We start from the raw sequence: 20,209 nt of genomic DNA, 5'->3' as shown, positions 1-20,209 counted from the left end.
TCAGCCGCCTTCGGGAAGAAGCATGAGGGTGGCGAGGGGCGGGATCGTCAGCAGGACGGATTGCGCATGGCCATGCGCGGGCACCGGTTCCGTCATGACCGCACCACCATTGCCGAGCCCCGAACCACCATATTCCGCCGCATCGGTGTTGATCCTCTCGATCCATCGGCCGGCGCGAGGGACGCCGACGCGATAGGAAATGCGCGGCACCGGGGTCAGGTTGCAGACGACCAGCGCCATCGGATCGGCCGAGGTGCCGTAACGGAAGAAGGCATAGACGCTGTTGGCCCGGTCATCGCCGATCACCCAGCCGAACCCGCCCGGATCAGCGTCGCGGCGATGCAGCGCGGGTGTCGTCGCCATCACACGGTTGAGGTCCCGCACCAGGCGCTGCACACCCAGATGCATCGGGTCCTCCAGCGCCGGCCAGTCGATCGCCGCATCATGGTTCCATTCGCGGTCCTGCGCGATCTCGCAGCCCATGAACAGCAGCTTCTTGCCCGGATGGCCCCACATGAAGCCGTAGTAGGCGCGCAAATTGGCGAAGCGCTGCCAGCGATCGCCCGGCATCTTGGCGATCAGGCTGCCTTTGCCATGCACCACCTCGTCATGCGACAGGGGCAGGATAAAGCGTTCGCTGAAAGCGTAGACAAGGCCGAAGGTCATCGCGTCGTAGTGGAAGCCACGGTGGATCGGGTCACGCTCCATGTAATGCAGCGTGTCGTTCATCCAGCCCATGTTCCACTTGAAGCCGAAGCCGAGCCCCCCTTCGGACACCGGCTTCGACACGCCGGGCCAGGCGGTGGATTCCTCGGCGATCACCGTGGCCCAGGGCGCGTGTTCCGCGACAGCCTCGTTCAGTTCCTTGAGGAAGGAAATCGCCTCAAGATTCTCGCGCCCGCCATGGATGTTCGGGACCCACTCACCAGCCTTGCGCGAGTAGTCGCGGTAGAGCATCGAGGCGACCGCATCCACGCGCAGCCCGTCGCAGCCGAATTCGCGCAGCCAGTGCAGCGCCGAGGCGATCAGGTAGCCCCGGACTTCATGCCGCCCGAAGTTGTAGATCAGCGTGGACCAATCCTGATGGAAGCCCTCCCGCGGATCGGCATGTTCGTAGAGCGCGGTCCCATCGAAATGGCCAAGCCCGTGCGGATCGGTCGGAAAATGCGCCGGAACCCAGTCGAGGATGATGCCGAGGCCAGCTACATGCGCGCGGGCCACGAAACGACGAAAGGCGTCGGGATTGCCGAAGCGCGAGGTCGGCGCAAACATACCGACCGGCTGATAGCCCCAGCTGCCATCGAAGGGATGTTCGGTGATGGGCATCAGTTCGAGATGCGTGAAGCCCATGCCTGTGGCATAGGGCACCAGCCTGTCACCCAACTCATCCCAGCTGAGCTGGCGGCCATCCTCATGCCGCATCCAGGACCCGGCATGAACCTCATAGATGCTGATCGGCGCATCCGGGCTGTGGCTCGGCCCCTGAAGGCCCTCCAGCCGCGGCGGCATCGGGTCCGGCACGACCGAGGCATTGGCCGGCGACTTCTCCGCCTGGCCGCCGCAGGGATCGGCCTTGAGCGGCAGCGTGGCGCCGTCGGGACCGAGCAATTCGTACTTGTAGCGGGTGCCGGGCAGCAGGCGCGGAATGAAGATCTCCCAGACGCCAGCTTCGATCCTGCGGCGCATCGGGTGGCGCCGCCCATCCCAGCCGTTGAAGTCGCCGACCACGGAAACCCGCTGCGCGTTCGGTGCCCAGACGGCGAAACGCACGCCGGGAATCCCCTCAACCTTCATGGCATGCGCGCCGAGCACGCGGCCAAGTTCGCGGTGCCGGCCTTCGGCGATGAGATGCAGGTCGAGCGGCCCCAATAGCGGCGGGAAGGCGTAAGGGTCCTCCGTCTCCGATTCGGCTTTCGGCCAGGTGATGCGAAGGCGATAGGGCGCCGCACGATCCACCGTGCCGACGAAGAGACCCGCCGGATGGGTCTGGGACAGCGCCCCCAGGGTGGCGCCATCCGCCGCGAGCACGGTGACCGCCCGCGCCCCGGGCAGGAAGGCGCGCACGACCTTGCCCTCCGCGGTGTCATGCGGGCCCAGCAGGGCGAAGGGGTCGCCATCGCGCCCCTCCACGAGGCGCGTCATCGCCGGTGTCATCTCAAGCATCCTCCGCCTCCTTCGCTGCCTCCGGCAGGCTCACCCCGGCGAGGGCGAGCAGCGCCGCGATGGGTATGCCGACCCAGGCGGGACGGTTGGTAAGTTCGTAGGTCAACTCATACGCCGCCTTGCCGGCGACGAAGAGATCGACCAGCGCCTGCCGGTCCCGCGCATCCTTCGGCCAGATCGGCGCCTCGCCGATCGTTTCCTCGTAGGCGGCAAGGAAGACCTCGCGCGCCGCGCCGCGCCACCTCGCCACCAGCGCAGGGCGCGGGTCGGGCGGGCCCGGTGGATGCGGGGTGAGATCGCGCATCGCCGCATCCGCCGCGTAGTCGAGGCTGCGGAGCATGCCGGCGACATCGCGTGCCGGTGCGCTCTTGGCGCGGCGCTCGTCGAGCGGGCGCAACGGCTCGCCCTCGAAGTCGACGATCACCGCATCACCCGCCGCGACGAGCACCTGCCCCAGGTGCAGATCGCCATGGATGCGCGTCTTCAACCCGCCTGCCATGGGGCGCCCGGCGGCGCGGATCGCGGCGAGCAGCGGCTCCCGTGAGTCCAGCAACAGGGCCGCGGGCGCTGCCGCCTCGGCCGGCAGGTCGCCGAGGCGCCCGGCCAGCAAGTCCAGCGCCTCCGCGGCCTCCTCCGCCGCATTGGCGGTCCAGGCCTCGACGTCCTTCACCTCCAGCGGCTCGGGCGCGAAGGCAGGATCGTCGCTCTCCCGGGCCAGCGCCAGATGCATCTCGGCGAGACGCCGGCCGAGGGTCGCGAGGAAAGGTGCCAGTGTTTCCAACGGATGTTGGGCGTCTGGGGCGGTTCCGGCCTCATCACCGGAATGGTCATGTACCAGCGCATCATCGAGCAGCCGCTTGAGTTGGCCAAGCGTCCAGGCCCAGGCATCGCCCTGGTTCCGCACGAAGCTCTGGGCCACGGCAAGCAGCCGCTCCTGACCATCCGCGCCCACATGCACGACGTCGCCAAGATAGGCGGGCGTGCCCTCGAAGCCGCCGGGCGCGGTCAAATAGCGTCCCATCTCGGCCTCGGGGTGGATGCCGAGGAAGGTGCGGCGCACGAGCTTGAACATCAGATCGCCGACCATGACGGTGCTGTTGGACTGCTCACCCACGAAGCGCACGATCGGCGCGTCAGCATCCGGCACGAAGTCGGCCATGCGGGCGGCGGGGCGGAAGCGGATTTCGCCGCCGCCTTCCGCGCAGGGCAAGACCGCACCGCTCGCGAGCGAGGACACCATGGCGCGGATGAAGGGATCGCGGGCAAAGGCATCGGTGACCAGCCCGACCCGCCGACCGCGACGGGCGCGGGCAAGGGCCAGCTGTGTCGTCAAGGCCGAGAAGCGCTGATCCTGATCCTCGAAGGCCACACCGAAGGGCAGGAAATAGCGGTCGTCGCTGCCGCTTACCGTCTCGATCTCGCCCAGCACCATCTCGCCTTCGCTGGTGTTCAGCACGGCGGCGGCGACGAGGCGCGCCTCCGACAGCCGCGTGCCCTTGCCGTGATACCAGCGGCGCAGCGGCAGATAGGCCGGCAGCACCTGGGTCTCGAAGACCTTGCGGTCCAGGTCGCCAAAGGCCGTCTTCAGCCCGTCCCGCATCACGAAGGTCACGAGCTCGGGCATCGGCTGCGGCGCCTGCGCGTGCCAGCCCGGCAGCGCTGCCTCCTCGGCCAGCACGAACCAGAAGAAGCCGAAGGGCGGCAGGGTCAGCAGATAGGTCAGGTCGCCGATCGGCGGAAAGGGCGTGCGCCCCATCAACTCGATCGGGATGCGGCCGTGCCAGGCGGAGAGGTCGAGTTCCACCGCCTGCGGCGAGCGCGAGAGGTTGGCGACGCAGAGGATCGCCTCGCCCTCACGTTCGCGGATATAGGCGAGGATCTTGCGGTTGCCGGGATACAGGAAGCGGTATTCGCCACGCCCGAAGGTCGCGGCATGGCTCTGCCGCACCGCGACCATGCGCCGCGTCCAGTTGAGCAGGCTGTATCGGTCGAGCAGCTGCGCCTCGACGTTCACCGTCTCGAAGCCATAGATCGGGTCCATCACCGGCGGAAGCACGAGGCGCGCGAAATCGGCGCGGCTGAACCCGCCGTTGCGGTCGTTCGACCACTGCATCGGCGTCCGCACGCCGTCGCGGTCGCCGAGGAAAATGTTGTCGCCCATGCCGATCTCATCCCCGTAGTAGATGACGGGTGTGCCGGGCATCGACAGCAGCAGGCTGTTCATCAGCTCGACGCGGCGGCGATCGTGTTCCAGCAACGGTGCAAGGCGCCGGCGGATGCCGAGGTTGATGCGCGCACGCCGGTCGGCGGCATAGGTGCTCCAGAGATAGTCGCGTTCCGAATCCGTCACCATCTCGAGCGTCAGCTCATCGTGGTTGCGGAGGAAGATCGCCCATTGGCAGCCGTCCGGGATCGGTGGCGTCTGGCGCAGGATATCTGTGATCGGGTAACGATCTTCCTGTGCGATCGCCATGTACATGCGTGGCATCAGCGGAAAGTGGAAGGCCATGTGGCATTCGTCGCCGTCGCCGAAATACTCCTTCACATCCTCCGGCCACTGGTTGGCTTCGGCCAGCAGCATGCGGTCGGGGTAGTGGGCGTCCAGCTCGGCGCGGATCTTCTTGATGATGTCATGGGTTTGGGGAAGATTCTCGTTGTTGGTGCCCTCCCGCTCGACGAGATAGGGCACGGCGTCGAGCCGCAGCCCGTCCACACCCATCTTCAGCCAGTAGTGCAGCACATCGAGGATCGCCCGCAGCACCCGCGGGTTGTCGAAGTTCAGATCCGGCTGGTGGCTGTAGAAGCGGTGCCAGTAATAAGCCTTGGCAACATCGTCCCAGGCCCAGTTGGATTTTTCGGTATCGCAGAAGATCACGCGGGTCTCGCCAAAACCCTTGTCGTCGTCTCGCCAGACGTAGAAGTCCCGCTGCCAGGACCCCGGCTTGGCGAGGCGGGCGCGCTGGAACCACTCGTGCTGGTCGGAGGTGTGGTTGATGACCAGCTCGGTGACCACGCGCAGGCCGCGCTTATGCGCCTCGGCCACGAAGCGCTTGAAGTCGCGCATGGTCCCGTAATCGGGGTGGATGCCGCGATAATCGGCGATGTCATAGCCATCGTCGCGCCGCGGGGATGGATAGAAGGGCAGCATCCAGACGACCGTCACGCCGAGGCCGGCGATGTAGTCGAGCTTGCGGATCAGCCCTTCGATATCGCCGGTGCCGTCATCGTTCGAATCGAAGAAGGACTTCACATGCACCTGGTAGATGACGGCGTCACGGTACCAGTGCGGATCGGTTTCGGTCATGCGTGACTCCCCGGCGGGGTGATGCGCCAGAGCGCGAAGGGGCGATAGCCCGGATCAAGTCGAAGATGCTGGACCTTGCCCCGCCAGCGCCAGGATCGGCCATCCATCAGATCCTCGACCAGGACCTCAGCGTCGTCCGGCAGCCCGAGTTCCCAGAGCGGAACCTCGAAGCTTGCTTCCTGGGCGTTGAAGGGATCCATGCTGACGGCCGCGACGATGAGGTTGCTGCGGTCGGGCGTCATCTTGCGATAGGCCAGGATGTTGTCGTTCCAGCAATTGAGGAAGCCAAGGCCGAGATGCGTTTGCAGCGCGGGGTTTTCCCGCCGCACGCGGTTCAGGGTCGTCACCTCGGCGATGATGTTGCCAGGCCGGTTCCAGTCCCAGGCGCGGATCTCGTATTTCTCCGAGTCCAGGTAATCCTCCTTGCCCGGCATCGGCGTCGCCTCGCACAGCTCAAAGCCGGAATACACCCCCCAAAGCCCCGACAGCGTCGCCGCCAGTGCCGCGCGGATCAGATGCCCCGCGCGGCCGGAGCGTTGCAGGAACACCGGATTGATATCGGGCGTGTTGACGAAGAAATGCGGGCGGTAGAAATCCGCCGCCTCGGTCTGCGTCAGCTCGGTGAGGTATTCAGTCAGCTCCGCCTTGTTGTTGCGCCAGGTGAAGTAGGTGTAGCTCTGCGTGAAGCCGAGCTTGGCCAGGCGCTTCATCATCTTCGGCCGGGTGAAGGCTTCCGAGAGGAAGATCGCGTCCGGGTACTGCATCTGCACCTCGGCGATCATCCATTCCCAGAAGGGCAGCGGCTTGGTGTGGGGGTTGTCCACGCGGAAGGTGCGAACCCCCTCCCCCGCCCAATGCAGGATCACGTCGCGCAGCGCCAGCCACAGCCCCGGCACCGCATCGGGCGCGTAGAACTCGACGTTGACGATGTCCTCGTATTTCTTCGGCGGGTTCTCGGCATAGCGCAGGCTGCCATCCGGCCGCCAGGCGAACCAGCCGGGGTGATCGGCGAGCCAGGGATGGTCTGGGCTGCACTGGATCGCGAAATCCAATGCGATCTCAAGCCCCTGCAAACGCGCCGCCTCGATCAGCCGGCGGAAGGCATCGACCCCGCCAAGCTCCGGATGCAGGGCATCATGCCCGCCCTCCGGCGTGCCGATGGCATAGGGGCTGCCCGGATCATTCGGCCCCGGCGTCAGCGTGTTGTTGCGGCCCTTGCGGTTGCTCAGGCCGATCGGGTGGATCGGCGTGAAATACAGCACGTCGAAGCCCATCCCACGCACCCGCGGCAAATGCCGCACCACATCGTCGAAGGTGCCGTGCCGGCTCGCGTCGTCGGAGGCCGAGCGGGGGAACATCTCGTACCAGCTCGCGAAAGCGGCGGCGCGCCGATCCGCCATCACCGGATAGAGTTGCTCCGTCCGCACCGCCTGGGTGCGCTCGGCGCAGCGCGCCATCAGCAACAGCGCTTCCTCCGACAGCAGATCATGCAGCCGGTCGCCGTCGCCGCCCGCCTGCAACCGTCGCAGCATGGTGGAGAAACGCTCGGCATCGGCGGCCTCGGCACGGCTTGCCGCATGCTCGACCAGAGCCACGCCCTCACGCAGTTCCAGCGTCACCGGGATGCCGGCGGCATGCTTCTTCTCGACCTCATCCCGCCAGGTGGCGAACAGGTCGCGCCAGGCCTCGATGACGAAGCGATGCACGCCGCGCATCTGAAGCGGCAGATGGCCCGACCAGCGGTCGTTCTCCCCGCGCGTCATCGGCGCTTCGTACCAGATGGCCTTGCCCGGCACCTGCCAGGCGACGACCGCGGCAAGTTTCTCGTGGCCATCGGCAAAGAGGTCGGCGGAGACCTCCACGGCCTCGCCCGCCAGGCGCTTCACGGCGAAGCGGCCGTCATCCACCGCCGGCGCCACGCGCTCGATGGCGATGCGCGGCTGGGCGCGGGCCAGGGCCTCGGTCAGCGGCGCGGCCTCCAACTGTGGGGTCGCGGCGGCGCGGCCGGAGTAAACCCGCACCTCACCCGCGGCGAGCGCCAAGGGGCGGCCGGGCACCAGCAGATCCTCGCTGCCCACGGGAAAGATCTGACGCAGCTCGGGGAAGCGGCCATCGAAGGCGCCCAGCATCCGATCGGGCAGGAACGTCGCCGCGGCATCGGCCGAGGCATTGGCGACGACCAGCGCCGCCGCCTCCGCCACCCGCAGATCGCCGCCGAGGGCGCGGGCGAAGGCCAGCACCGGCGCGCCGGGCCCGGAGAGCGGCAGCATCTGCCCGGGCGCGGTCAGCGCCTCGCAGCCGCGCAACAGGGCGGTGATGGCGGCGACCGGCTGCTCCAGTTGCACGGCACCCGGATCATCCGGCCAGTGCCAGTCGGCGGGGCGGTCGGCGGTGAAATCCATCGGCCGGCGGGCACCATGCTCGGCCCCCATCGGCATCATCAACCCCGCCCCGGTGGTCGCCGCCAGGGCCAAAGCCCGCCGCAACACCCGGCCGCGCGTGGCGATGTCGGGCGCATGCAGCCCGGCGCCGAGGCGCGGGCCGGATGGGTCCTCGACCAGCCCCATCGCCGGCAGCGTCACCCTGCGATCCTCGTATTCCCGCCCAAGCCAGGGGGCGCGGCCATCCCACCAGGGGGTGCTGGCAACGCTGCGGTCGAACCCTGCGCCGGCCAGCGCATCGACCTCGGCGGGGGCGAGCCCGGGCGTCCAGGCAATGGCGGTGAAGGTCGGGCAGGCGGCGCGGGCCGCTGCGATCACACCCTGCCAGACCGGGACCGGGACATGCTGCGGCGCCAAGGCGCGGATGCCCGAGACACCGGCCGCCGCCCAACGCGCGAGCAGGCCGCCGAACAAGGCCACCGCCTGCTCGCGCGCGCCCTGGGTCTCGAATCCGGCAGCGACGGCATCGCCGCGCGGCATGGCCCGCCGCGGATCGGGGGGCATGCCGTCTTCGGCGGGGGAGTGGCGGAACAGCTCGGGCCAAGCATGCAGCATCGGCGAATCCGCCGCGACGTGATCGGTCACGAGATCGACGAACAGCGCCATGCCCTGCGCCGCGGCGAGGCGGGAAAGCGCGGTCAGATAAGCCTCGGCCCCACCCTCACCAAGCAAGGGATGCGCCTGCGCGTAATCCGCGACGTCGAAGAGATTGCCGCTCATGCCGGGCCGGAAGGGGGGGGCGATCAGCAGCGTATCGAAGCCAAGCCCCGCAATGCGCTTCAGATGCGCGGCGGCCGCTTCCCCGCTGCCGAGCAGCAGGGGCGAGGCGTAGTAGATGGCGATCCCAGCCGGCCGCGAGGCCGCGACGGCGGGCGCAACGAGGGCGGTTTTCTGCGGGCCGGTCGGCCGCGCCTTCCGAGCGCCCGACAATTATTCACTCCCCCGGGCAAGCACTGCCGTAATCCGCGTCACCTGAAAAGATGAGAAACCGCGAGGCGTGTGATATATCGCAATATCCATAGCCATAACTCCATTAAATCTCATCAATTCCAAGGAATATCCAGGGGATTTCCCGATTTTATCCAGCATGTATCTGCCGTACCGAGCAAGATGGATCATTCAGTTCATCGAGACTCTAGCGATTTTCTGATGAATGGTCAAAAATGATCACGCGACCCAACGAGTCGGGACGATCCCCCGCAGCCACGATACGACCCCCACCTCCTCCCAGAACGCAGTGAACGGGGGGTCCACAGGGGGGCACCTTCGTTCACAAATCCGTGTGCCGGGGCGTGGGCGGAGGCACCCGGCGCCGCGACCTCGATCGCCGCCATCTCCCCTGCTTGCCAGGGACTTCGGTATGGCTCGGGCGGATGTCCAGGGGTGGGCGGCGCCCTGGCCGGGATGAAGAGGCCCGGCTTTGCCGCAGAAACAGCCAAATCCGGCCAGCATTCCGCAATCTGCCGAGGACCGGGCCGGCCCAGCCTAGGCCATCTACAGGCGGGAGCCGAGCCATGGACCTCCAGACACTGACCACCGTTCACACACTCATCAGCCTGGTGGCGCTGGTGGCCGGCGCGGTCGTGGTGGCGGGGCTCATCGCCGCGCATCCCCGGCCGGGCTGGACCGTCTTCTTCCTGATCACCGCCATCGCGACCAGCACCACGGGCTTCCTCTTCCCCTTCAACGGGGTGTTGCCCTCGCATGTTGTCGGGGTGCTGGCGCTGCTGGTGCTGGTGCTGGTCCTGGCCGCCCGGTACGTCTTCGCCTTTGGCGGCCCCTGGCGCCTGGTCGATGCGCTCGGACTGGTCGCCAGCGAGTATCTGCTGGTCTTCGTCGGCGTCGCCCAGGCCTTCGCCAAGACGCCCTTCCTCCACGCCGCCGCGCCGACACAGTCGGAGCCGCCCTTCGCGGTCGCGCAGCTGGTCGCGCTGCTCGGCTTCGCCGTCCTCGCCTATCTGGTGGCGCGCGCCGCGCGCCGGGGTGGCGGTGTGCTGGCATAGGACGCGCACGCCAGGACGGCCGCGGGCCCGGCCCAGGCGCCGTGGCCGCCCCCTGGACCCATCGCGGGCGGAAAGGGTAAGCCTCACACGCGCAGATGGGGGCGAGTGTGGATGTCGGGACCGATTCCATCGCAAATGAAGGTGGCGCTGGAGACGATCCTCTCTGGTCCGACGGAGGCCCTGGGGTTTGATGCCTTCCTGGTCGCCTGTGCCGATCGCTTTGGCGATGTGGCGGTCGCCGCGGCGATCCCGCGGCTGTGGGAGAAGCAGGCGGGCCGTGAGGCCATCCTCGCCTATCTTCATCGCAGCCACCGCTATGACGAGTACCTCTTTCGCGCACGCGCCTGGCTGGTGGAGAGCGGAACCACGAATGGCCCGCTGATCCGGCAGATCGCGAACGACCATCTGACCATGGGCGCCGGCCGCGCCTTCCTCCGGCTGCTCGACCGCATGCCGGGGCTGCGGCCGCATCTGGGCGGGACGCATACGCGGCTCCTGCTTGCGCAGGGGCGGGAGGCCGAGATCGCCTTGACGGCGGATGAGGCCTATGCCGCCGGGGCCGAGGACCAGCTTTTTGCGTTAGGCTGGCAGGACTTCAAATCCGGCCGCCTGGCCGAGGCCGCGATCATTCGCCAGCGCATCGAGGCGCTGTGGGCGGTCCGGACCCGGCGGCTGCTGAAGGAGCACGACATCGCGGCGCAGGCAGCACGATGGGAGGCGGCACCGCTGCATGACATCCTGCCCTTCACCTTTCCCGGCGCCGCCGACCCTGCGCTGGCGGCGGCGGTCGCCGATATGGCCCTGGCGACCCTGCGCGCCGTCCCGGCCGCGCCCCCCCCGCCGGAGGGCTTGCCCCCGCTCACCGTCAACTACCTCGGCCGCAACGGTGCGGAGGCACGGCAGGCATTGCACGCCCGCGGGATCAACCCCCTGGCCCTGCTCGCCTGCGCCGAGGACCACGAATGGGTCGAGACCGCCGCCGCCACACAGACAGCGCGCGAAGCCACGGCCTGGGCCCTGCCCCGCCTCTCCGACGAGACCTTCTTCTATGGCTACTGGGGAATGAGGAGCCTCTCCGCCGGCCGCGCCGTCAACTGGCTACGCGGATTTTCGGCCCATCGCGGCCTGCGCGCGATCTGCCCTTGGTCGCTGCGCCCGGTGTTGGCCACCGAGAGCCATTGGTTTGAGGCATCTGCGCACTACCGCTTCGAGGGCGAGCACGTCTTCTGGATCAGCAACTTCGGGCACCAGTTTCTGCGCGGCCTGTTCTGGACCGATGACCAGGCGGTGGTCGTGGGGCTGGCGCCCCAGCGCGGCATGGATCAGGCGCGCCCGCTGCTGCGCCGCTTCGCCGAGCATCTGAAGCGCGAGGCTCCCGCCGTGGCGGCCTACCGGTCGGGGCCGCGGCGGATCGCCATCCTATCCGGCGTACATCGTAACATCGGCCACAATTACATGAACGAGGTGTCGGGCCTGCACCGGCTGCGTTCCAGCAGTCTGATGCCCGCCGGCGCGCTCTATATCCGCGGCGCCTATGATTATTACGACGCGCTCGGCCTGTTCGGACTTGCCAAGGATCCGATCAACGGCGGCAACGACGCCGAGCTGACCCGGCGGGTGCTCAGGGATGGCCTGCTCCTGATCTGGCCGACCGATGAGGCCGCCTATCGCGGCGCGAGCCAGACGATCCTGGACGCGGCGGAGAAGGCCCCGGCTTCACCCCGACTCATCGCCGCGCTCTCCGCGCTCGAGGGGGCGGATATCGTCATCATTCTCGGCCTGCGAACCAAGCGGCGGGCCTGGCTCAGCCAGATAGCCGGTTTCTGCGAGCTGTTGTCCCACATCGAGCGGCTCTGCACCGAGGAATGGCAGGCCCGGGTGGCGGTCATCTTCGAGGGCTATACCGGCACCATCGATGGCAACCCGCAGGAGGAGGCGGCCATCGCACATGAGGCCGGGCTGGTCGATGCGCTGCGGGCGCGGGCGGATTTCGACTTCACCGGCCCCGTTGCCGTATCCATCGGCATGACGCTGTTGGAGAAGGCGCGGCTGTTCCGGCACGCCGACATCGCGGTGATGCCGAAAGGCAACGGCCACCTGCCGACCCTGGCCTGGGTGACCAACACCCCCACGGTGATCCACAGCAACTCCGCCGACCTGGCCGGCGTGCTGGTCGAGATTGCCCTGTTCGACGACGGCGTGCCGCCGGTCATGCTGGACCGCGCCCAGTCCATCGACACGCTGGTGCCGGTCATGACCTCCTCCGCCACGCGGCTGCCGATCGCCCAAATGCAGTCAGAATCCTATGACATCGTCCCGGACCGGCTGTGCCTGGAGGTGGAGCGGATGATCCGCCAGCGCCTGCGCGCGAAACGCGGCCGCTGAGCGCCGCTACGGCCGCGCAGCCGCGCCCGCCAGCAGTGCCTCGTATTCCGCGGGCACGCCGCAGAAGATCACGCTGGCCTGCGGCACGAGGTCGTAGTGAATGCGGGCGCCGGCCCGGATAAGGTGGTTGTAGAGCGGCGCCACATACAGCTCCGCCGCGCTGGGTGCCGCGCGCTCCTGCGCCAGCGCATCGAGGAAATCGCCGGCTCGGGCGAAGTGGTAGAGGCCGGTGCAGCAGAGATCGGAGATCGGCCGCTTTTCCGCCGTCTCCAGCGCCAGCGGCTCGGGGCCAGGCGACGGGCGCACGTAGGACCAGTTGGCGCCGGCCCCCCGGAATACCTCCAGATACCCGTCCGACCCCGCCCACCAGGGCGCCGCCGGGAAACGAAAGCCAGGGCGGAAGGTGTCGATGTTGAAGATGCTGATGGGCCCGCCCGGCGCCACCGCGGCCTCCCGCAGCCCGAGTTCGACCGTCTCGGCCTGGCCGGCGGTAGGGGCTTCCAGCAGTTGCACCTCGGCCTGCCGGATGCCCAGCGCCGCGCATTCGGCGGCGATGAAGGCCCCGGTGCCCGCGATGTCGCGGGCGATGAACAGGAAGGGGTGGGTCACGAAACAGGCGCGGAAGCTTTCGACCGCATGCGCGAAGACGCTGCGCCCGGCCAGCGGCAGCATGTATTTCGGCAGGCTGTAGCCGGCCTCGGCGAAGCGCCGGGACTGGCCGGCCATGGGGATGACGATCATGCGGGTGCCGCCTCCATCAGCGCGTGCAGACGCAGCGCATTGGCGATGAAGGCGCGCTGTCGGTCCGGCCGGTCGGCATGCAGCGGCAGCATCGACAGGAACAGCCCAATGGTCAGCGCGCGGACGTCCCGGCTGTCGGCCGCCACGCCGCCGATGACCGTCTCCCGCAGCGCCTGTTCCAACCAGGCGTGATGCGGCGCCGGTTCGAAGCTCAGGGCGAAGCGGGGACCGTCCTGCGCCGGCATGGCATAGCGGCCGGAGATGATGTGGTCGTAGCGGCCGATGATGGAATGCGAGAGCTTGGCCATGTCATACCGGATGTCGCCATACAGGCTCGTCTCGCCCGGCGTCACGTAGCCGCGCGGGTCAATGACGCGGATGCGCTGCACCCGGCTGTCGTAGAGCATGTTGCTGAAGCAGAGATCGCCATGCATCACGGTGGCCGGGCGGCCGGTGCCGAGATCGATCAGACTGTCCAGGCTCTCGGCGATCCGCATCAGCGCGGGCATCGGGCGGCCCTCATAGGACAGCGGAGCCTCCACGTCGAAGCCGCTGGCATCGGCAAATTGCCTGAGCCGGGCGGTGGTCTTGTTGGCCGCGAGCGCGCGCAGCATCGCATCGCCCGAGCCGGGCCCGACGCTGTCCGCGCAGGCCTGCAGGAAGCTGCGGCAGGACTGCATGACCTGCATCCAGCTCGGCCGGCCGAGCGTGCCGAAGACGAAGAGCTCGGCCAGGGTCGGCAGGTATTCGTATTCCGTTTCGTAGTAGCCGCGGCCATCGGCTTCCCCGGAATCGATCAGCCGCGCGCAGTAGGGCCGCAGTCGGGGCGGCACGCCGGCGAACCAGTCCACCTCGGCCCGCATCTTGGCGACATCCTCGCTGGATTTGCGCGCGACCAGCCGGTCGATCTGCAGCGTGTTGAAGCTGCGCGCGGTGACCAGCAGGCGACGGGAGCGGAAGAAGGTGGCGAGGTGGCCGAAATCATACCAGGCCGCGACCGGGGCCGCGCGCAGGGGACGCGCCGCGTTGTAGGCCAGTAGCCCGGCGATGAAATCGCTCCGGGCGCGGGTCAGGGACCGGACCAGCGTGGCGCTGCTGGCAAAGGAGAACACCCCGCAGGCCACCGGGTCCCGGCGCTCGTCGGGCACGCCTGCGACCAGGGTGGTCAGGCCGCTAACATACCTGCCGCTGGCGTCCAGATGCACCTCCGCCCAGGCGTAATCCTCGCGCCCGCCGGCGATGCCCAGGCAGTCGGCATCGATGGCCTCCAGCCCCTCGACGAGGGTGTCTCCGTGCAGGATACGGACCTCCTGGTCCGGCTGGCTGATCAGGTTGAGGGCGAAGACCACGGATTCGCCCAGGCGCAATTCGGCCGGCACCGGCAGGATGGTGACGCCCCGCGCGGCCAGCCGCGCCCGGTCGTGCTCGGGCACGGCATAGGTCTCGGGCAGGGTCATGTAGAGCGGCCATGCATCGCCGAGCAGGTCGAGTTGGTACTCGTACAGGCGCTTCACGCCGACGGGCAGGAAGCAGGGCGGCAGGCGGCCGAACTCGGCCGCCAACTCCTGCCCGACATAGGCGCCGGAGGTGATCAGCCAGCAGCCCTTCGGCGCCGCCGTCATATCGCCGAGGTCCGCCCGATCAATGCCGCGATCTCGCCTGGGTCCAGGCCGAGGAATTCGGCAGGGCGGATGGCACGGTCATCGACGTAGAAGCCCTCCGTCCCGCACCACGGCTTGCCGACATGGATCTCGTCATAGGGAACGTCGTGGCGACGCAGCCATTCGATGATGACAGGCAGGGTATGGGCGTTGATGCGTCCGATCGAATTGTCGAAAGACCGCATGTTGCGGGCGGTCTGGATGATGATGGTGAAGCCCATGTCCCGATAGGCTTGCATCCGGGCGATGATCTCCAGGTTCGGCAGTTTGTCGGCGTATCCCCGACCATCGCCCTCATGGGTGATCGTGCCGTCAAGATCCATGACCAGTCGCTTCATACGCCCCCCGCCCTATCGCCGCGAACCAGCCGGCGGGGGCAGCCTGCCCGTCGCGAGGCCCGCGGTCGACCGGCCCGCGCTTCACATTCGCGGCGGCGGCGCGGTCGTCAGGCGACGGCCGCGGCCGACCGCCGCTGTTCCAGCACCCGCAGCACCGCCCGGACGATGCCGCGATAGCCGGTGCAGCGGCAGAGGTTGCCCGCCATCTCCTCCCGCACCCGCGCCTCATCCGCCTCGGGCAGGCGCAGCACCACATCCCGCGCGGTGATGAGCATCCCCGGCGTGCAATAGCCACATTGCAGCGCATGCTCGGCGGTGAAGGCCGCGCGCAGCGCCGCCATCACCGCATCCTCGGCAAAGCCCTCGATGGTGCGGACGGAGGCGCCGTCGCAGGCTCCGGCATGGGTGATGCAGGACCGCGCCGGGGCGCCATCCAGCTCCACCGTGCAGGCGCCGCAGACGCCATGCTCGCAGCCCAAATGGGTGCCGGTCAGCAGCATGCCGCCGCGCAGAAGATCGGCCAGATGGGTGCGCGGCTCCGCCTCCAGCGTGGTGGCGGCGCCGTTGACGGTCAGGCTGATCGCGGAGCGGTTCATGCGTCCTCCCTCGCGGCCAGGCCGGCGCGCTGCAATGCGGTGCGGGCCAAGGCGGCACGCCAGGGCTCCAGCGGGCCAAGCCCTGCGACGATGCGGGCCGCCTCGGCCTCTGGTGCCGCCAGCAGCAAAGCCCCGGCATCGGCGATCACCAGCGGCGGGGTGTCCAGCGCCGCCAGCACAGCGCGCACGGGCGCGCCCGGCACGGCCAGAACGCAGGCGGTGGCCTTGGAGAATTCGCCGGGCTTGCGGCAGAATTTCCAATGACCCCAACGGGTTCCGGCCGGCAGCAGCGGCAGTTCGATCGCGCGCAACAACTCATCCGGTGCCAGGGCCGTCTCGAACAGCCCGCGCAGGAAGCCATCCAACGGGATGCGGCGCTCACCGGCCGGGCCGAAGGCGATGGCCTCGCCCATGAACACCGGCAGCACCGCGACCCAATCCGCCGCCGGATCGGCATGCGAAAAGCTGCCGCCGATGGTGCCGCGGTTGCGCACGGCGCGATAGGCGATGCGGCGCGCCACCCCGGCCAGGATGCGGCCGAGCAGCCCCGGCACGGCGCCATCCTCGATCGCCGCATGGGTGGTGCCGGCGCCGATGCGGCAGGTCGCTCCGGTGACGGTGACGCCGGCGAAGCCCGGCAGATGGCGCAGATCGGCCACCGCCCCCGGCTGCGCCAGCCGCAGGTTCATCATCGGGCCGAGCGATTGCCCCCCCGCCTGGGCGCGCGCGCCACCGCCGAGCAGGGCCAGCGCCTCCGGCCAATCGGCGGGGCGGGCATAGGTGAAGGCCGCGGGCTTCATCGCGCGGCCTCCAACGCGGCCAGCACCCGCGCGGGGGTGGCCGGCAGGTCCAGCACCTCGGCGCCGAAGCGGTGCAGCGCGTCGTTGATGGCGTTCACGATGGCGGCCGGCGGGCCGATGGCGCCGCTCTCGCCGATGCCCTTCTGGCCGAAGCGGGTCCAGGGGCTCGGCGTTTCCATATGGTCGAGGCGGATATCCGGGACCTCGGTCGCGCCCGGCAGCAGGTAATCCGCGAGCGAGCCCGCCAGCGGCTGGCCGGCGGCATCGAAGGGCATTTCCTCATAGAGCGCGGTGCCGATGCCCTGGGCCACGCCACCCAGCACCTGGCCATCCACGATCATCGGGTTGAGCAAGGTGCCACCATCCTCGACCACGAGGTAATCCTCGATCGCGACCTCGCCGGTGTCGCGATCCACCCGCAGGGTGACGGCGTGGCAGGCATAGGAGTGGGTGCCGGTATCGGGATCGGGGCGGTAGCCGGCGATGACCTCAAGCCCGCCCTTGTCCACGTCACGGGCCAGATTCTGCGGCTGGCGGTACCAGGTGCGGGCGATCTCGGCGAGGGTGACGGCGGCCCCACCGTCCCGCCGCCGGATCGCGCCACCCGACAGTTCCACCGCCCCCGGCTCGGCCTGCAACAGCGCGGCCCCGATCGCCAGCGCCCGCTCGCCGAGCAGCCGGCAGGCCTCGGCCACCGCGCCCCCGGCCATGACGGCGCCGCGGCTGCCCCAGGTGCCGGTGGAATAGGGCGTCAGCGCGGTATCGCCATGCACGACGCGGACGCGCGCCGTCTCCACGCCCAGCACCTCATGCGCGACCTGCGCCAGGGTCGTCTCCATGCCCTGGCCATGGCTGTGCACGCCGGTGCGGATTTCCAGCACGCCATCGGGGGAGAAGCGCGCCGTCGCCTGCTCGAACCCCGGCACGATCGGCACCCCCCAGCCGGCATAGACCGAGGTGCCATGCGCGCCCTGTTCGCAGAACACCGCGAGGCCGAAGCCGACGCATTCGCCGGCGGCCTGCCGCGCCCGGATGCCCGCGAGATCGACGCTGGCCATCGCCCGGCGCAGCGCCTCCGGATAGTCGCCGCTGTCAAAGACCTTGCCGACCAGGTTGCGGTAGGGCATCGCCTCGGGCGGCACGAGATTGGCGAGGCGGATGGCCGTGGCGCTGATGCCGAGCTTGCGCGCCAGCGCATCCATCGTCGTCTCCAGCGCATAGCAGACGCCGGTGCGGGCAACGCCGCGATAGGGCAGGATCGGCGGCTTGTTGGTGCAGGCCGAGACGGTGCGGAAGCTGAACTTCGGCAGGGTATAGGGGCCGGGGAAGATCGAGCCGATCTGTGCCGCTTCCAGACACGCCCCGAAGGGGTAGGAGGAATAGGCGCCGGCATCGACGGTGGCATCCACCTCGGCCCCCAGCAGCCGGCCCCCGGCATCGGCCCAGGCGGTGACGATGTAGTGGTGCTCGCGACAATTCGCGTTCGCGGTCAGATGTTCGAGCCGGTCCTCGATCCAGCGCACCGGGCGGCCGAGGCGGATGGCGAGATGCGCGCAGACCACCTCCTCGGGCAGCAGGATGCCCTTGTAGCCGAAGCCGCCGCCGACATCGGGCGCGATCACCCGCACCTGGCCTTCGTCAAGGCCGAGGATCTCGGCAAGCCCGGTGCGGCTGACATGCGGCATCTGGGTGGAGGTGGTGACGATGAGCTGCTCCAGCCGCGGGTCCCATTCCACCAGCACGCCGCGCCCTTCGAGCGGCGCCATGCATTGGCGGGAGGTGCGCAGGCGGCGCGTGACCTTGGCCGCGGCGATCGCGTCCAGCTCTGACAGATCATCCTGCCGCGTGGTTTCGAGGAAGGCGTTCTGCGACCAATGCTCATGCACCAGCGCCGTACCCGGCAGGCCGGCGGAGAGCATGTCGCTGACCACCGGCAATTCCTCGTAGTCCAGGACACAGGCGGCGACGAGATCCTCGGCGCAGGCACGGCTCGGCGCGACGCAGGCGGCGATCGCCTCGCCGACATGGCGCAGCTTGTCCGTGGCCAGCACCGGCTGTTCGGAGATGCGAAACCCCGGCAGGCCGGAGACGGCGCGGATGTGGCCGACGCCGTCGAGGTCGGCGAAGGTGAAGACGCGCTCAGCCGCACCCTCCGGCTTGGTCATACCAAGCAATCGCGCATGGGCGACCGGGCTGCGGAGGAAGGCGACCTCCAGCATGCCCGGCAAGGTGATATCCGCGACGTAGCGGCCGCGGCCGTGCAGGAAGCGCGCATCCTCCTTGCGGAGTAGGCTGGCCCCGACGCCCTGGGCCCTGACGCCTTGTGGCGAGGTCACGCCGCCTCGGCCAGGATCGGCTGAGGCAGAACCACGGAATCGGAGTCGTACCGGCGACCGGCACGCAGGCAGAAGACCGGGCGCAGCAGGCGTTCGGCGATGACCTGCGTGCCCTCATTGTCCTGCAGCAGGAAACGGCCGCGCTCATCGGCGAGGACGGAGACATCCGCCTCCCGCCCGACATGCAGGCTGCCGATCTCATCGCTCATCCGCAGCATCTCGGCGCAGTTGGAGGTGACCATGCGCACCACCTGCGTGAGATCCAGGCCCAGCGCCAGCATGCTGGTCATCGCCGAGGCCAGCGAGAAATTCTGCTTGCCGGCGAACAGATGCATCTCGTCCTTGTCCGGATGGGACTCCGGCGTGCCGCGCGGCTTGGGGATGGTGGTGTTGTAGCCATGCATGTCGGCGCCGAGGGTGTCGGGCACGATGCCGGCCTCGATCACCAGCCGGGCCATCTTGAACGAGAAATGCGAGCCATGGCCGACATCGGTCTTGAGCCCGCGCGCCATCGCCTCACGCACCAGCGGGTGCAGCTTGCCGTGGCGGTCCACGAAGCCGCCGGGGTGGCGGGTGAAGGGATGCGCCAAAATGTCGCCGGCGCGCATGATCTCGATCATCTCGGGCAGGATGGCGTCGGGGTCGAAGGACTCCTTGTCCTCCGGCAGCGGCCAGAGCTGGCCGAAATGGATGTAGAGCGGCCGGTCCACCGCGCGGGCGATCTCGGCGGCCCGGCGCATCGCCTCATTGCCCCAGCGGGTGAAACCGCCGATCTCGGCATGGCCCTTGATGCCGCGCACCAGATCGGCGTTCTCCCCGGCGCAGCGGATCGTGTCCTGCACGGCGATGCAATCGGGGCGGTAGAGCTCGGGGTAGTAATGCCCCTCCAGCCCGCCGACCATATAGGCCGAGAGGAAGGCGAGCACCCGGCTGGCGGCGGGCTTGACCGCGAATTCCCGGAAGCCCGGGAAGGTCAGCACCGAGGGGCCGCCCTGGTCCACCAGCGTGGTCACGCCGGACTGCACGCCGACCATGTCGGCATCCAGCCCGAAGCGGCCGGTGACGTAGCGATAGACATGGGCATGGGTGTCGATCATCCCCGGCAGCACCAGCCGGCCGGAAACATCGATCACCTCCTTCGCCGGGCCGGGCAGCGAAGGGCCGATGGCGGCGATCCGCCCGTCGCGCACGGCGACATCGAAGATGCCGTCGATGCCCTGGGCGGGGTCGATCACCCGGCCGCCGCGCAGCACGGTGTCATAGGGTCCTGCCTGGGTGAAATCCATGATCGGCCTCCTTCGGACAGGCGGCGCCCGCCAGGTTGGTGTCTGTGCATCCGCATTGGCACAGCGCTGCACAGGGCAGCATGCCGGATCGGAGGCAGGGAGAAAACGCAAAAGCCATGCCACCGCCGCACCAAGCGGCACCCTGGCGAATGGCC

Annotated in this window: 12 protein-coding genes; 2 read left to right on the top strand and 10 right to left on the bottom strand. The window is 68.8% G+C overall.

Annotated elements, in window-relative coordinates:
- From glgB to C8P66_RS03060, 3 genes are read right to left on the bottom strand one after another with little or no spacing between them, the layout of a single operon-like run.
- On the bottom strand, window positions 1–2,163 hold the full coding sequence (gene glgB, locus C8P66_RS03070) for a 1,4-alpha-glucan branching protein GlgB (RefSeq protein WP_408881946.1): 2,163 nt from the start codon (window positions 2,161–2,163) through the stop codon (window positions 1–3).
- Window positions 2,156–5,467, bottom strand: coding sequence for a maltose alpha-D-glucosyltransferase (gene treS / locus C8P66_RS03065; RefSeq protein ID WP_111396658.1), 3,312 nt, complete (start codon window positions 5,465–5,467; stop codon window positions 2,156–2,158). The genes glgB and treS overlap by 8 nt, the downstream gene beginning before the upstream one ends.
- Complete coding sequence (locus tag C8P66_RS03060) at window positions 5,464–8,838, bottom strand: maltotransferase domain-containing protein (protein ID WP_111396657.1); 3,375 nt, start codon at window positions 8,836–8,838, stop codon at window positions 5,464–5,466. The genes treS and C8P66_RS03060 overlap by 4 nt, the downstream gene beginning before the upstream one ends.
- A 584-nt stretch (window positions 8,839–9,422) precedes the next feature.
- On the opposite strand from C8P66_RS03060, the gene C8P66_RS03055 reads away from it, so the two are divergent.
- Both C8P66_RS03055 and C8P66_RS03050 read left to right on the top strand, forming a co-directional pair.
- A complete protein-coding gene (locus tag C8P66_RS03055) occupies window positions 9,423–9,911 on the top strand; it encodes a hypothetical protein (protein ID WP_211314009.1) in 489 nt (162 codons plus the stop codon).
- Between the two features lie 135 nt (window positions 9,912–10,046).
- Window positions 10,047–12,296 (top strand): hypothetical protein, encoded by a 2,250-nt coding sequence (locus C8P66_RS03050; RefSeq protein WP_111396656.1) that lies wholly within the window; start codon window positions 10,047–10,049, stop codon window positions 12,294–12,296.
- Window positions 12,297–12,302: 6 nt separating this feature from the next.
- Here C8P66_RS03050 and C8P66_RS03045 read toward each other — a convergent pair whose 3' ends face one another.
- From C8P66_RS03045 to C8P66_RS03015, 7 genes are all read right to left on the bottom strand, one after another.
- Window positions 12,303–13,037 (bottom strand): glycosyltransferase family 2 protein, encoded by a 735-nt coding sequence (locus tag C8P66_RS03045; protein WP_111396655.1) that lies wholly within the window; start codon window positions 13,035–13,037, stop codon window positions 12,303–12,305.
- Window positions 13,034–14,659 carry a phosphotransferase gene (locus tag C8P66_RS03040; protein WP_111396654.1) on the bottom strand — a complete coding sequence of 542 codons (1,626 nt, stop codon included), beginning with the start codon at window positions 14,657–14,659 and terminating at the stop codon, window positions 13,034–13,036. Before C8P66_RS03040 ends, C8P66_RS03045 begins: the two co-directional genes overlap by 4 nt.
- Window positions 14,656–15,036, bottom strand: coding sequence for an HAD family hydrolase (locus tag C8P66_RS03035; RefSeq protein ID WP_111396653.1), 381 nt, complete (start codon window positions 15,034–15,036; stop codon window positions 14,656–14,658). Before C8P66_RS03035 ends, C8P66_RS03040 begins: the two co-directional genes overlap by 4 nt.
- A gap of 107 nt (window positions 15,037–15,143) precedes the next feature.
- Window positions 15,144–15,632 carry a (2Fe-2S)-binding protein gene (locus C8P66_RS03030; protein ID WP_111396652.1) on the bottom strand — a complete coding sequence of 163 codons (489 nt, stop codon included), beginning with the start codon at window positions 15,630–15,632 and terminating at the stop codon, window positions 15,144–15,146.
- Complete coding sequence (locus tag C8P66_RS03025) at window positions 15,629–16,432, bottom strand: FAD binding domain-containing protein (protein WP_111396651.1); 804 nt, start codon at window positions 16,430–16,432, stop codon at window positions 15,629–15,631. Before C8P66_RS03025 ends, C8P66_RS03030 begins: the two co-directional genes overlap by 4 nt.
- The gene (locus C8P66_RS03020) at window positions 16,429–18,768 is read right to left on the bottom strand and encodes a xanthine dehydrogenase family protein molybdopterin-binding subunit (RefSeq protein WP_111396650.1); all 2,340 of its coding nucleotides are present in this window, start codon (window positions 18,766–18,768) and stop codon (window positions 16,429–16,431) included. The genes C8P66_RS03025 and C8P66_RS03020 overlap by 4 nt, the downstream gene beginning before the upstream one ends.
- Complete coding sequence (locus C8P66_RS03015; RefSeq protein WP_111396649.1) at window positions 18,765–20,054, bottom strand: amidohydrolase/deacetylase family metallohydrolase; 1,290 nt, start codon at window positions 20,052–20,054, stop codon at window positions 18,765–18,767. Before C8P66_RS03015 ends, C8P66_RS03020 begins: the two co-directional genes overlap by 4 nt.
- Between the last annotated feature and the right edge of the window lie 155 nt (window positions 20,055–20,209).

Origin of the sequence: Humitalea rosea, assembly GCF_003253705.1 — a bacterium.
Taxonomy (GTDB): Bacteria; Pseudomonadota; Alphaproteobacteria; order Acetobacterales; family Acetobacteraceae; genus Humitalea; species Humitalea rosea.
The sequence above is the reverse complement of the archived record's forward strand: the minus strand, read 5'-3'. Positions and strand labels throughout refer to the sequence as shown.

What these genes read in the sequence shown, in the direction of transcription:
- C8P66_RS03015 (WP_111396649.1), bottom strand. Translation starts at nt 20,054, where the DNA reads ATGGATTTCACCCAGGCAGGACCCTATGACACCGTGCTGCGCGGCGGC.
- treS (WP_111396658.1), bottom strand. Translation starts at nt 5,467, where the DNA reads ATGACCGAAACCGATCCGCACTGGTACCGTGACGCCGTCATCTACCAG.
- C8P66_RS03045 (WP_111396655.1), bottom strand. Translation starts at nt 13,037, where the DNA reads ATGATCGTCATCCCCATGGCCGGCCAGTCCCGGCGCTTCGCCGAGGCC.
- C8P66_RS03025 (WP_111396651.1), bottom strand. Translation starts at nt 16,432, where the DNA reads ATGAAGCCCGCGGCCTTCACCTATGCCCGCCCCGCCGATTGGCCGGAG.
- C8P66_RS03030 (WP_111396652.1), bottom strand. Translation starts at nt 15,632, where the DNA reads ATGAACCGCTCCGCGATCAGCCTGACCGTCAACGGCGCCGCCACCACG.
- C8P66_RS03040 (WP_111396654.1), bottom strand. Translation starts at nt 14,659, where the DNA reads ATGACGGCGGCGCCGAAGGGCTGCTGGCTGATCACCTCCGGCGCCTAT.
- C8P66_RS03035 (WP_111396653.1), bottom strand. Translation starts at nt 15,036, where the DNA reads ATGAAGCGACTGGTCATGGATCTTGACGGCACGATCACCCATGAGGGC.
- C8P66_RS03050 (WP_111396656.1), top strand. Translation starts at nt 10,047, where the DNA reads ATGAAGGTGGCGCTGGAGACGATCCTCTCTGGTCCGACGGAGGCCCTG.
- glgB (WP_408881946.1), bottom strand. Translation starts at nt 2,163, where the DNA reads ATGCTTGAGATGACACCGGCGATGACGCGCCTCGTGGAGGGGCGCGAT.
- C8P66_RS03055 (WP_211314009.1), top strand. Translation starts at nt 9,423, where the DNA reads ATGGACCTCCAGACACTGACCACCGTTCACACACTCATCAGCCTGGTG.